Source organism: Paenibacillus sp. PCH8 (assembly GCF_002968835.1).
GTDB lineage: Bacteria > Bacillota > Bacilli > Paenibacillales > Paenibacillaceae > Paenibacillus.
This window is the reverse complement of the sequence record NZ_PKQK01000002.1, coordinates 824,119-836,190: the sequence shown is the minus strand read 5'-3', so window position 1 is coordinate 836,190 and position 12,072 is coordinate 824,119. Positions and strand designations below refer to the sequence as shown.

Sequence of the window (12,072 nt, the reverse complement as noted above, 5' to 3'; positions counted from 1 at the left end):
GGATCCGAATGGAATTTACGCTGATCGATGGGAAAACGAAGTTCCAGTTCCCTGTGAAGCCAGAAGAGCTTACGATCTCACGTTCAAAAGGTTATGAAACGATTAATATGCTGGAGCATGGCGAGTTTGATTTTGCACAGGGGGAGAAGGTGAAGGAGATCACCTTCTCTTCTTTTTTTCCCAAAGAATATGATGCGTCCTATTGTATGTACGAAGATTTGCCTGATCCGCGGGTAGCGATGAATATGCTGAATACGTTTCTGATATCGAAAAAGCCGCTACGCTTCATCATCACCAACACGGGGGTGAACGTGCCAGTATATCTGATCTCGCACAATACGACCTTCCGGGGCGGCGAGAGTGGAGATATTTACTTCGACATTACGCTGCGCACCTGGCGGGATTCGAAGGTGGAGAAGGTGGGTTCTGCCGCATCCGCGAGCAAGTCAGGTTCTCGTACGGATTTGAAAAAGAGCAGCAAGACCTATACCGTCAAATCTGGCGACTCCCTGTCCAAAATTGCAAAGCTGGAGCTGGGCAGCAGTTCCAAATGGAACGAGATCTACAAGCTCAACGCGAAGATCATCGGGAGTGATCCGAACCGGATCAAGCCCGGGCAAAAGCTGGTGATGCCATGACCTACAAGGTCATTGTCGACGACAAGTATGACATCACCAAGCTGGTGGAGACGATTACGCTGAAGGACTCGCTGGACCAGATTGCCTATCAGGCCAATATCCGGTTGGCAGTGTCTGTGTCTTCCGGTCTGCCTTCAATCTCACCAGGCATGGCGGTGCGGATTAGCGGGGTTCCTTTTAGCGAAAAATCGATGGTTCATCTGCTGCATCCTGCGGTCATCTGGGAGGTGGAAAGCTCGAACAGCGGCACCAAGCGGCTGTCTCTCACGGTGTACGACCGGATGATCTATCTGGAAAAATCGGAGGACGAGTTCCTGCTGCCTAAGGATCAGACTGCCACGCAACGACTCAAAACCTACGCCAAAGAGTGGAAGATCCCATACGCCAAGCTGCCGGATACCAAGACAAAGCTGAGTAAAGCCGTGTATCGGTCACAGACGATTTTTTCGATGATGTTTGCCGATCTGAAGGAAACGGCCAAATCTGGTGGAGAGATGTACCATCCACGGATGACACCCGGCGGGTTGCAGCTTTTCCAGGTCGGAAATAATACGAAGGTGTATGAACTTGATCGACTTATTGATCTGACCCAGATGCGTACGCTCGAAGGGGCGGTTACCAAAGTTAAAGTCATGGCAGCGTCAGAGTCTACGAGTGGCAAAGAAGTTCCTTCCAAAGTGCTGGCGATTGAGCAGAATGGTGTGGAAGAACTGGGCACATTGCAAAAGCTGATTGAAGATGATCAGGTGAAATCCACAACCGCCGCGAAAAAACTGGCGAAAAGTCATCTGACGGGTATTCAGGAGACCTTTACGATATCCGCACCGGATGTCAATACGATCCGTGCCGGGGATGCCGTGTTGTTAAAAGGACTGAAGCTAATCGTCATGTCGGTCAGCCGTGATCTGTCTGCCGGACCTGGAACGATGACGTTGGAACTGGGGACAGCTGAGCTGGTGAAAAGGAGGTATTACCTTGAATAAAGATGATCCGTATGGGCATTTTGCCGAGGTCATGCGGGGGGCGATGAGTACACATTCTCGTCAGGCCGTGAGCGGTCTGGGAGCAGTACTGGGTACGATGACTGCATCCGGCGTGAAGCTGGATGACTTCAAGCACGAAGTGCAGGACTATCTCGTGGCCGAGTTTCCGGGCACGCTTGGACTGCCGGAGCGCGAGGCTGCTGGCGCGATCTCCGGTATACCTGACGTGGCAAACGGCGCAGCGACGGGTACGGGACGGTTTCTTTTGCAAGAAGAGGAAGTGGAAGAAGCGGTGTGGTCTCTTGGTAAGGGATTGAAAGCGGGAGATCGCGTACTGGCGATGCGAGTGAATGGCGGTAACGACATTGTGGTGCTGTGTAAGGTGGTGAGTGCGCATGCCTAGTTTGTTCCCGGAAACGGGTGTGGTCTGGGGAGATGAGGAGGATCTGTCGGGGGCAGCTTCGGAAGAAATACGCTTTGGACGGAGCTGGCGATTCGATTACGATGCAGGGGATTTTGTGCTGACCCCAAGTGGCAAAGTAGCTGCGGCTGGTGCGCATGAAGCTTGGGTGCAGTGGTGCATTAAGGCCGTGAAAACGCCACGTTACAGACATGTGATTTACTCCCGGAACTATGGTTCGGAGCTGGAGGATCTAGTGGGTCAGGGTGACAGCCGGGGCGTGATGGAAAGTGAGATTACCCGGATGGTGACGGAGACGCTGCTGGCTGATCCACGCACGGATTCGGTGGACCAGTTCACGTTCGATTGGAATCGGGAGCAATGCATGTTCTCGTGTCGTGTGGCGAGTGTGCAGGAAGAGATGTTTATTCTGGAAAGTGAGGTGATCTGACGGGATGGCTGAGATTCCGCGTTATTTGGAGGACCAGACGGAGGAACAGATTATGCAGCGAATGCTGGATCGTCTGCCCGCGGATCTGGATAAGTCGGAGGGATCGTTTCTGTGGGATGCGGAAGCTCCAGTTGCGTTTATGCTGTCTGAGGCTGCATTGTGGGCACAGCAATTACTACGGCGGGGGTTTGCAAGTACGGCTGCGAGCAGTGATCCGAATTTTCGTTCGGAAGAGCTGGATCTGCGGGCAGGAGAGCACGGCATCACGCGGCGAGCTGCGGTGGCAGCACAGGGTGTGGTGAGGTTCGCGGGTGCGCCGGGTAAAGTGGTGCCTGCGGGAACGGTCGTGGCTACGCTCGCGGATGAAGTATCTGCTGAAGCTTCGCTCGAATATGAAACGGTGGGACGTTTGGAACTGGATGCAGATGGTTCTGGGATGGTAGGCGTACGAGCGCTTGTTGCCGGAAAAGAGAGTAATGTGCCTGCGGGCACGGTAATTGTGCTGTCTACACCTGTAAGTGGCGTAACTTCTGTCACGAACGTTGAGGTGGTCAAAGGCGGTGCAGATATTGAGGCAGATACAGCGCTGCTGGAACGCTTTTATTCCAAAGTCCGCAATCAGGGGACAAGCGGTAACAAATCGCAATATGTGCAATGGGCCAGTGAAGTACCAGGTGTTGGTGCAACGCGGGTTATTCCGTTATGGCAGGGGCCAGGCACGGTGGGACTATATTTGCTGGACACGGACAAACGTGCTGCGGGTACCGATCTGGTAGCCGCCGTGCAGAAGTACGTTGACCCAACGCAGGATGGACAAGGTGAAGGTGTTGCGCCGGCTGGGCCAGTGGTGTCCGTGATGCCAGCTAAGGAAGTACCGATGAACATTCGGGTGAAGCTGACGTTGGCAAGCGATGCGACACTCGCTGATGTGCGGGCATTGATCGAACGCGGGGTGACTGCGTATCTGAAACAGTTGGCTTTTGCCGATCCGCTCGTTCGTTACACCCGCATTGCCGCGATTCTGCTGGATATTCCGCCCATTATCGACTATTCGGAGCTTACCGTGAACGGTGTGAGCGACCAGAATATTGAGATGACCGCGAGTCAGGTGGCCGTGCTGGGGCGGTGGATGTGCATGAGTAGTGTTGGGCAGATGGTGAGGTGTAACGTGCGGAAGGAAGATGAGGGAGCTTTCCGGGAATGTAGTGGAGAAGGCCGTTTAGGAAGCAAGAAAGCCATTCAACGGGATGTGTCATGGAAATGTTCTACTCGGTTGGGAAACGCTGCTTGGACTAATTCTCCTGCTGCTGTTGTGCCGGTTCTGGAAGATTCGCAAGGTGAGCAACGTGACAAGTCTGAGGTTCGCTTATGGCAAGAAGTAAGTCACTTAGGAGAGGAAGACCCGTGGAGTGAGCGAGTTCACGCGAATGTGAAAGGAAAGGAGGATGCTGGTCATGAGTGTTCCTTCTACTGTAGATGTTGGACTGACGAGTGAGAAAGGACGGGAGTTGTTCTCGTATTTGCCAAGGTATTACGAGACTTCGCGCGTTATGCAGGGCGATATGCAGACCAAAGGCACCGAGATGGATCTGCTGTATAAGGCGCTGGATGAGACGTTGGAGCAGTTTTTTGTCCGTACAGCAACGTGGGGCTTGGATTTCTGGGAGCAGGAGCTTGGTGTTGAGACGGATCGTCTCAAGCCAGTGGAACAAAGGCGTGCGGTGGTGGAGTCGAAGCTGCGTGGTGCCGGGAAGTTCTCTGGGAGACTGGTTGCGAATGTGGCCGAGGCGTATGCAGGGGGCAAGGTGGATGTAACATTTCAGCCGGGAGCATGGAGTTTTACGGTGAGCTTTGTGGATACGATGGGTATCCCGCCCAATATCGACGATCTCAAAAGGGCAATTGAAGAGTTGAAGCCGGCCCATATGGCCGTGGAATATGAGTATCGCTATCTGATCTGGGACGATCTGGACAAGAAGCAGAAAACATGGGATGAACTGGACGCCGCGTCCTTGACGTGGAATGAACTGGAGGTGTGGGCGTAATGCCACAGGAAACAGATCGACTGAAATTACCTCTTCCTTTGGGGAATGAGACTGTGACCCGGGAGAGTATTAATGGGATTTTTGAAAAGATTGATGCAGGTGTTGCGACGCAGGCGGATTTGGATACGCTCCGTGAAGCGGTGAGTCAGATGGATATTCCCGATGCGTCCCATACCGTAAAAGGTAAGACTCAGCTTTCTAGTGTAACGGATAGCACGTTGGAAGATCGCGCAGCTACGCCAAAGGCTGTAAAGGCCGCATATGACCGTGGGAGTGCAGGAGTGACAGCAGCCGGAATCGCTCAAGTCCGAGCGGACTATGCTTATACTGAGGCGACAGCGGCAAAGCAGCTTGGAGTTGAGCAGAAAGCCAACGTGGTTGCCGCTCTCAACTCCATAGGTGTATCGGCATCCACAAGCGAGATATGGGCTCAATTGATTACCAAAATGGCTGGAGTTATCCGGTCTACGGGTAACGCTAAAGCAGCTCAAGTATTATCGGGGGCCACATTTAGTATTGCTACTGCTAACGGGATTGCAGGGACGATGCCTAACCGATCTACGCAAGCCTTTCACCAACCCGCTCAGGAAACCAGCGTGTTCCAGGGTGACAAGGCATTCATGAGACCACCAGCAGGGTACTATGATGGATCGTCCTGGGTATATACAGTGGCCCCTGACTTGAAGGCTGAGAACATCCCTGTAGGCAAGACAATATTGGGTGTGCCTGGTTCACTGGTTGCTGGGGTTAAACCAGGTTTAGTCCTTCAAGCGGGAAGCGACCCATACGCAAACGGTAACTTAGCATCAACACACAGTACAGACCCTATAAGGGTTCGAGAGGTAACCATACTGACGGGTGGTGTTTATCGTGTATCCTACCACACACGGTCAGAATCCCAAAGGACAAATTATGCATATTCACAACTATATATCAATGGAGCAGCTAGAGGTGCCTTACGTCAAACCGACTCAGGTCAAACAACTTTGTTTGTGGAAGACATAAGTCTTACTGCGGGAGAGGTATTACAACTTTATCTATGGACGAGTAGCCCATACTACCGAGCTCATTACCTTAACAGTATGGTGCTAAACATTGATGCTTTGATTTCCAGCTTTAGATAAGAGAGATTATCTTGGTAAGCTATTGAAAGTAACTAAGACTTGATCTTAATTGAAGAACAAACATCACTGAAGGGAAGTTCTTGGTGTTCTCAAACTAATTACCTGAAGAACTGTGGTGTATGTGAGTGCTTATTTATTTGGGGGTTGGTCTGAAGTGTTAGAAGTAGTACTGTTCTTTGTTGATCTCGATATCTGAAAATGAAGGATTGAAAAGCCAAATTGGCCTAAAGGGATTGCCCTTTATGTATTTATCAGTCTATAAGATCTAAACGAAAGGTATTATCGATTCTAGGAGCACTGATGTTAGAAAATGAAAAATTAAGGATATTTGTAATTTTATCTAATTTAAAGGAGGTGAACCATGACCACAAACCAACTAACCACAGCCATCGCAAACACGCTCAAGCAACATTTACCCAACATCACGATCCACCCGTCAACGGGCAGTAGCAGCCCGACCCCGGACAGCCAAGGCATCACCTACCGCTTGCTATCCTCCCAACTTACCCGGGAACGCAGCGATCGCTTCGTGCAGTCTCACGCTTTTGAAATCCGCTGGCTCGAAACAGACAATATCCCGGCAACTCTACCGGATGAACTGTTCGAAGCGTTGGAAACTATTAACGTGGAGGGTACACCCTATCGCGCAACGGAACTGCGTTGGGAGACGGAGAACGATACTCCGCGAATGCTGGTGTACTATACCATGCGAACCACCAAAGTGTCGGAGTCCACCACTCCTATGCAACAACTGGAGCAGCGACCCACCGCACTTAAAGCTACAAGAGAATAACTAACCAAATGAGGGGATCAGTATGAAAGGAATAGGAGGCGCATTGGCAATGTTCACGAAAAAAGAACCGGAGAGTAAGTTCCCGGAAAGTACCCAGAAAAATAACCAGAAAAACAATCAAAAATACAGCAAAGCACAGTTCGCCGAATCCCGGCAACTTAGCCGGATGGAGAAAGATATTTTGGCAGCAGTTCTGCTGGAACAAGAAACATACACCATGGAAGAAGCACAGCAACACATCCAACAATTTATGAATGGGGAGGCACAATAATGGCTGGAGGAACATGGACGACACAAAACAAGGTACGCCCTGGCGTATATATGAATTTTGCATCAGAGGGTTCATTGCCGGGTACGGTAGGGGAGCGGGGAACGGTGGCATTGGCCCTTCCATTGTCATGGGGGCAAACAGGCTCAATCCTGACGGTACAAGCAGGTGAAGATGTACAAGCCAAATTGGGCTATGACTGGACAGCACCTCAATTACTGCTGATTCGTGAAGCTTTGAAACGTGCGCAAACATTGCTTCTGTATCGACTCAATGCAGGTACCAAAGCCAAGGCAACCTTGGACAAGCTAACTGTGACAGCCCAACACGGCGGCGTACGTGGTAATGATCTGGCTGTTGTAGTCTCCGCGAATATTAATGATCCGGACCAATTGGATGTCTCCACTTTGCTTGCGGGTAAAGAAGTGGACAAACAAACCGCGTCTACCATCGAAGCTCTGGAATCCAACGCATACGTCACATACACTGGTGAAGGTGCACTCACAGCTACAGCTTCACTTCCACTAACAGGTGGCTTGGATGGTACAGCAACGAACCATGAGCATTCCGATTTTCTGACCAAGCTGGAAGTACTGGATTTTAACACGGTTGGTCTGATTTCAGACGATGCCACACTCAAGTCAGTCTACACAGCTTACATCAAGCGTTTGCGTGATACCGAGGGCAAGAAGGTGCAACTGGTTTTGTCCGATTATCCGGCTGCAGATCATGAAGGCATTATCAGTGTCAAAAATGGTGTTGTGCTCGCAGACGGTACCGTTCTTACGCCGAAACAAACCGTAGCATGGACTGCCGGCGCAACAGCGGGAGCTAACCTGAATGAATCCCTGACGTTCCGTGCGTATGACGATGCCGTGGATGTGAGTGGCAGATTGACACATAGCGAGACAGAAGCGGCATTGCGTAATGGCGAGTTTGTGTTTACGGCGAGCAGCAACCGTGCGGTGGTAGAGCAGGATGTGAATACATTCCGTTCCGTAACACCGGATAAGGCGCGTCATTTTGCCAAAAACCGTGTTGTCCGTGTTCTCGATGGCATCGCTAACGATATGAAACGGATTTTCGAGTCCTATTATATCGGCAAAGTGAACAATAACGAAGATGGGCGCAGCCTGTTCCGTTCCCAATGTGTCACTTACCTGAAGCAGCTTCAGGATATTGGGGCGATTCAAAATTTTGATTCCAAAACAGACATTACTGTTGCTCCGGGCAATGAAACCGACAGCATTCTGATTGAGATTCAGGTCCAACCTGTGGATTCCGTTGAAAAAGTATATATGAAAGTGAAGGTGGTTTAAGATGGCATTTTTGAAAGCAAGCGACACGATCTCCGGCCAGGAAGGCCGCGCATACGCAACGATTAACGGACAAACGGAAGAAATGTTCTATGTGAAGACGCTGGAAGCAACAGTGGAGAAACAAAAAGCAGAGGTCAAAACGTTGGGCCGCCGCGGCGTACAGCACAAAGCAACCGGTTGGTCTGGTTCGGGTTCCATGACAATCTTTTACACCACTTCCCGTTTCCGCGAGCTGATGCTCCAGTACATGCAGAATGGTGTGGACACGTACTTCGACATTGAAGTGACCAACGAAGATCCTTCCTCTACGATTGGCAAACAGACCGTGACCCTCAAAGGCGTCAATCTCGACAGTGTGATCATGGCATCCCTGGATACCGAGGCGGAGGCGTTGGAGGAAGAAGTAAGCTTTACCTTTGAAGATGTCGATATGCCTGTATCGTTCAATCTGCCGAAGTAATGTAGCGTGGAAAGCATAATGATTTGAGATTTATAAAGAGTATTAATTAGCAGCGGGTTTGTAAAAGAAACCTGTTCAACATGCCTGTGTTACGGGCTATTTGGCGTGTCAAAATTCTGCTCTTCGCCGCTTCTTGCGGCGGGGAGCCTAACTTTAGAGGAGGAACAATACATGAGTGGATTGAGTATGTTTTTTGCCCAAAATGCAGCAACGGATACAACGGAGGAGTTTATCGTATCCCCCCGATTTAAAGATGAGAAAGGCGAGCCGGTTGCCTGGAAACTGCGCAGCATGACTGAGGACGAAAACCAGGAATGCCGCAAAGCGGCTACCCGCAAAATCAAGGGTAAGAACGGTGTCTACACACCCGACATCGATGCGAATGATTACATGGCTCGCCTGATGAGCGCAAGTGTAGTTTACCCCGATTTGAAAAACGCAGAACTCCAGCGGTCATATGGCGTGATGGGGGCGGAATCGCTTTTGCGGAAAATGCTGTTGCCTGGGGAATTTGCTTCGCTGGGTGAACAGGTTCAGAAGCTGAACGGCTTCAATCAGGATATGAACGAACTGGTGGATGACGTAAAAAACTAATTAAAGAGGGCGATTCCGAAGCCAATCTGGCTTATTACGCTCTCCATGAATTGAACATTTTGCCGCATGAGCTAATGGCCTTCTCCATGCGAGAACGAGCGGCCATCTATGCGATGATCTCCATCCGGGTGGAGGAAGAGAAGAAAGAGCGGTCCAAGAGCCGCGCCCGGAAGAAATAAAAAGGAAAGGAGGGAGAAATAGATGTCCGATACAAGTATCGATGTAATTAATCCTCCGTCCATGAATACCCTGATCAATAATCTAAATCTGGTTCAAGTAAGAACAACCGAGATCCTTAATAATTTCAACCAGATTAACCGGATTAATCTGAACCAATTCAACCAGACGAATATATCCAACCATTTTAATGAAGTAAATCAACAACTAAATGTAACGATTAATCTGATGGAAAAGTTGGAGGATACGGCTGATGATACAAGCAATGCTTTGGTTGATAATCTGAGCAAACTCTCCAAGTGGGTTCAAATGGTAAAGTCCGCTGGAAGTGTCGTGTTAAAAGCGGCTGCTGAACAAGAAGACTTCAAATATCGTTACATGGTTGCCGCAGAAGATCCGGTGCTCGGGGAAAGCATCTATAATAAGTATCGAGATCAAGCCTCCAAGAGTGGTCAGGATGTCAATGATTCGCTTAAATCTTCTCTGGGCTTCTTGCCTTTGGCACAAAATACAGGGCAGGTAGATCAGTTAAATGAAATGACTCAACAACTGAGTATGTTATCACCGGATAATAAAAGTCTATCAGATGCATCCAAGGCTATTGTTAGTGCCATGAATGGAAAGAATACTGATTTGGCGAGTCAATTTAACATATCGGAAAGTGCATTGACCGGGGCTGGATTGGGTGAATTTATACAGACTAAAGACCTTGACGGTTTTATACAAGGTTTGCAGACGGTTCTTGAAATGCAAGGTTACACACAAGAAGCCTTTGATACGATGCTGGATTCTCCATTGCAAAAATGGACGGCTCTCGTGAATCAGTTCAATGGGATACTATCTGGAATCGGGACAAGAGCTTTGGAAGTTTTATCTCCTGTGCTTGACCGATTAAACGAAGCAATAAGCTCAGGTCAGTTCAGTGCTTTCATCGAATGGATTGGTGGGGCGTTTGCAATCATCGCTCAGGTGGTGGCATTTATCGTGGATGGGTTCATCAATTTTGCTACAGTTGTGCAGGAAAATTGGGCTATCATCGGACCTATATTAACTGCGATTGCTTTAGTGCTACTAGCCAATATCATTATTACGCTCGGAGTTGTAATTGCCCAGGTTTATTCACTGGCAGCGGCATGGTTGGTAGCTAACTGGCCTATCTTGCTTGTAATTGGTGCTATTGCAGGACTAATCTTTATTTTGCAATTATGTGGCGTTACAGCTGGGGATATGGTTGGAGCGATTATAGGTTATTTTTATATGGCTTACGAGTATATGAAATCAATTTTTGCATCCATTCTGAATTATTTCATGTCTTGGGCCGAATTTGTCATTAATGTATTCAGAGATCCAGCCTTTGCATTCCAAAAGTTGTTTGTTGACATGGGACTCATAGTACTTCAAATTCTGTTCAACATTACAAAGGGAATTGAGGATTTTGCAGGTGGTTTTAAAGATCAGATCAACTGGATGATCGAAGGTATAAACAAATTAATACCCTATCTGAATAAGATTTTTGGCACTAATTGGGGCGGTATTAAACTAATTGATGATGCTAACATTCATTCTATGAGTGGTAAGATACAGGGTTTAATGAGTGACCTTGAAGCGATTGCTCCTGAGAGCCAAAAGGACGTTGTTAACCTATGGAGAATGGATGCTTCTGCAGACTATAAGGATGCTTTTGATATGGGATTTGGGAAGGGACATGATTTGATGGATACCACCAAAGGCCTATTTCCCAACGGCTCTGATAAATTACCCGGAAACTTCGGCGGTTCAACTCCCAAAACCCCTTCCGTACCATCGATGCCAACTGCACCTGCTCCCACCGTTGTTCCAAATAACAATATGAGTAACATCAACAAAATCAACAATATCGGACAGGTGGACAAGATCGGTGATGTAGATGGCACAGTGGATGTAACCAGCGAGGACTTGAAACTGATGCGTGAGCTTGCAGAGATGCAGGCGATTCAGCGATTTGTCAGTCTGACGCCAACCGTTCAGGTCACCACAGGGGATATCAACAGCGGACATGATGTGGACAGCATCATCAGCAAAATCACCGATGGACTGAACAGTCAGATCGTCTCCAGTGCCCAGGGGGTGTATGGATAAGTGGAATATTATATTCAACTAAGCTTCAACAACCGCTCCGAATACATGTTTTTCCCGGTGACACCAGAGAGCATTGAGTTTTCGGATTCGGGAGACGGGAGTACGTTTAACGTTAGCGCTTTGGGTGAAATTAACGTGATCAAGTCGCCGAAGCTGCGTGAAGTCAGTTTCAGCGGAATTTTTCCGGCAGACTACAGCCCGTATCATCTGAACTACGATGCAAGCCATCCGGCAATTCAGAAGCAGTTTTACCGTGATCCCTATGAATATGTGAAAAAGATCATCCGTTGGATGCAGATGGGCAGACCCGTTAGGCTGTTCTTTTCCAGTGCAAGGTACACTATTAATATGGCGGTTTCCATTGAGAGCTTCGACTGGAAGGAGACAGCGGGTACGGTGGGGGATATCCAGTATGATATCAAGCTGAAGCAGTTCATTTTCTATGCCGCCAAAAAAGTAGTGCCACTCAAGGACAGCAAGGATACGGCTGCTTCGAAAACAAAAACCAAAGCCTCCCGGCCCAATGAAAAAATCCAGCCCAAGACCGTCACACTCAAAGCCGGAGACTCCTTGTGGTCTGTAGCTAAAGCCCATTTGGGAGATGGATCTCGCTGGAAAGAGCTGCAGAAGCTGAATGGCATCAAAGATGCACAACTGAAGAAGCTGCCAATTGGACTTGTGATCAAGCTTCCGTGAAAGGAG

15 protein-coding genes and 1 pseudogene are annotated in these 12,072 nt (G+C 48.9%); all 16 read left to right on the top strand.

Going from position 1 to position 12,072, the window contains the following annotated elements; genetic code table 11:
* The first annotated feature begins 8 nt into the window (after positions 1-8).
* Positions 9-638: a LysM peptidoglycan-binding domain-containing protein gene (locus C0Q44_RS16560; RefSeq protein ID WP_105408524.1), complete on the top strand. Its 630-nt coding sequence runs from the start codon at positions 9-11 to the stop codon at positions 636-638.
* The gene (locus tag C0Q44_RS16555) at positions 635-1,621 is read left to right on the top strand and encodes an XkdQ/YqbQ family protein (RefSeq protein WP_105408350.1); all 987 of its coding nucleotides are present in this window, start codon (positions 635-637) and stop codon (positions 1,619-1,621) included. Before C0Q44_RS16560 ends, C0Q44_RS16555 begins: the two co-directional genes overlap by 4 nt.
* Positions 1,614-2,024: a hypothetical protein gene (locus tag C0Q44_RS16550; protein WP_105408349.1), complete on the top strand. Its 411-nt coding sequence runs from the start codon at positions 1,614-1,616 to the stop codon at positions 2,022-2,024. The genes C0Q44_RS16555 and C0Q44_RS16550 overlap by 8 nt, the downstream gene beginning before the upstream one ends.
* The gene (locus C0Q44_RS16545; RefSeq protein ID WP_105408348.1) at positions 2,017-2,472 is read left to right on the top strand and encodes a DUF2634 domain-containing protein; all 456 of its coding nucleotides are present in this window, start codon (positions 2,017-2,019) and stop codon (positions 2,470-2,472) included. Before C0Q44_RS16550 ends, C0Q44_RS16545 begins: the two co-directional genes overlap by 8 nt.
* Positions 2,473-2,476: 4 nt before the next feature.
* A pseudogene (locus C0Q44_RS16540) lies at positions 2,477-3,615 on the top strand (baseplate J/gp47 family protein).
* Positions 3,616-3,719: 104 nt separating this feature from the next.
* Complete coding sequence (locus tag C0Q44_RS31810; protein WP_374955104.1) at positions 3,720-3,854, top strand: hypothetical protein; 135 nt, start codon at positions 3,720-3,722, stop codon at positions 3,852-3,854.
* A gap of 72 nt (positions 3,855-3,926) precedes the next feature.
* Complete coding sequence (locus C0Q44_RS16535) at positions 3,927-4,517, top strand: YmfQ family protein (RefSeq protein ID WP_105408346.1); 591 nt, start codon at positions 3,927-3,929, stop codon at positions 4,515-4,517.
* Entirely contained in the window at positions 4,517-5,641 is a 1,125-nt protein-coding gene (locus tag C0Q44_RS16530) for a tail fiber protein (RefSeq protein ID WP_105408345.1), read from the top strand. Before C0Q44_RS16535 ends, C0Q44_RS16530 begins: the two co-directional genes overlap by 1 nt.
* 361 nt (positions 5,642-6,002) lie before the next feature.
* On the top strand, positions 6,003-6,434 hold the full coding sequence (locus C0Q44_RS16525) for a phage tail terminator family protein (protein ID WP_105408344.1): 432 nt from the start codon (positions 6,003-6,005) through the stop codon (positions 6,432-6,434).
* Positions 6,435-6,483: 49 nt separating this feature from the next.
* Positions 6,484-6,705, top strand: a complete 222-nt coding sequence (locus C0Q44_RS16520; protein ID WP_105408343.1) for a YqzN/YkzM domain-containing protein — start codon at positions 6,484-6,486, stop codon at positions 6,703-6,705.
* The gene (locus C0Q44_RS16515; RefSeq protein WP_105408342.1) at positions 6,705-8,021 is read left to right on the top strand and encodes a phage tail sheath family protein; all 1,317 of its coding nucleotides are present in this window, start codon (positions 6,705-6,707) and stop codon (positions 8,019-8,021) included. The genes C0Q44_RS16520 and C0Q44_RS16515 overlap by 1 nt, the downstream gene beginning before the upstream one ends.
* Before the next feature lies 1 nt (position 8,022).
* Positions 8,023-8,481 (top strand): phage tail tube protein, encoded by a 459-nt coding sequence (locus tag C0Q44_RS16510; RefSeq protein ID WP_017690162.1) that lies wholly within the window; start codon positions 8,023-8,025, stop codon positions 8,479-8,481.
* A gap of 171 nt (positions 8,482-8,652) precedes the next feature.
* On the top strand, positions 8,653-9,075 hold the full coding sequence (locus C0Q44_RS16505; RefSeq protein WP_036611390.1) for a phage tail assembly chaperone: 423 nt from the start codon (positions 8,653-8,655) through the stop codon (positions 9,073-9,075).
* A gap of 50 nt (positions 9,076-9,125) precedes the next feature.
* The gene (locus C0Q44_RS31060; RefSeq protein ID WP_258166368.1) at positions 9,126-9,254 is read left to right on the top strand and encodes a hypothetical protein; all 129 of its coding nucleotides are present in this window, start codon (positions 9,126-9,128) and stop codon (positions 9,252-9,254) included.
* Positions 9,255-9,276: 22 nt separating this feature from the next.
* Positions 9,277-11,370 carry a phage tail tape measure protein gene (locus C0Q44_RS16500; protein WP_105408341.1) on the top strand — a complete coding sequence of 698 codons (2,094 nt, stop codon included), beginning with the start codon at positions 9,277-9,279 and terminating at the stop codon, positions 11,368-11,370.
* Entirely contained in the window at positions 11,371-12,066 is a 696-nt protein-coding gene (locus tag C0Q44_RS16495; RefSeq protein WP_105408340.1) for a LysM peptidoglycan-binding domain-containing protein, read from the top strand. It begins immediately after the preceding gene.
* Positions 12,067-12,072: the final 6 nt, after the last annotated feature.

Bases quoted from the DNA above. Each gene is read 5' to 3' on its own strand.
- C0Q44_RS16560 (WP_105408524.1), top strand. From the start codon at position 9: ATGGAATTTACGCTGATCGATGGGAAAACGAAGTTCCAGTTCCCTGTG.
- C0Q44_RS16555 (WP_105408350.1), top strand. From the start codon at position 635: ATGACCTACAAGGTCATTGTCGACGACAAGTATGACATCACCAAGCTG.
- C0Q44_RS16545 (WP_105408348.1), top strand. From the start codon at position 2,017: ATGCCTAGTTTGTTCCCGGAAACGGGTGTGGTCTGGGGAGATGAGGAG.
- C0Q44_RS31810 (WP_374955104.1), top strand. From the start codon at position 3,720: ATGTGTCATGGAAATGTTCTACTCGGTTGGGAAACGCTGCTTGGACTA.
- C0Q44_RS16535 (WP_105408346.1), top strand. From the start codon at position 3,927: ATGAGTGTTCCTTCTACTGTAGATGTTGGACTGACGAGTGAGAAAGGA.
- C0Q44_RS16530 (WP_105408345.1), top strand. From the start codon at position 4,517: ATGCCACAGGAAACAGATCGACTGAAATTACCTCTTCCTTTGGGGAAT.
- C0Q44_RS16525 (WP_105408344.1), top strand. From the start codon at position 6,003: ATGACCACAAACCAACTAACCACAGCCATCGCAAACACGCTCAAGCAA.
- C0Q44_RS16520 (WP_105408343.1), top strand. From the start codon at position 6,484: ATGTTCACGAAAAAAGAACCGGAGAGTAAGTTCCCGGAAAGTACCCAG.
- C0Q44_RS16515 (WP_105408342.1), top strand. From the start codon at position 6,705: ATGGCTGGAGGAACATGGACGACACAAAACAAGGTACGCCCTGGCGTA.
- C0Q44_RS16510 (WP_017690162.1), top strand. From the start codon at position 8,023: ATGGCATTTTTGAAAGCAAGCGACACGATCTCCGGCCAGGAAGGCCGC.
- C0Q44_RS16505 (WP_036611390.1), top strand. From the start codon at position 8,653: ATGAGTGGATTGAGTATGTTTTTTGCCCAAAATGCAGCAACGGATACA.
- C0Q44_RS16500 (WP_105408341.1), top strand. From the start codon at position 9,277: ATGTCCGATACAAGTATCGATGTAATTAATCCTCCGTCCATGAATACC.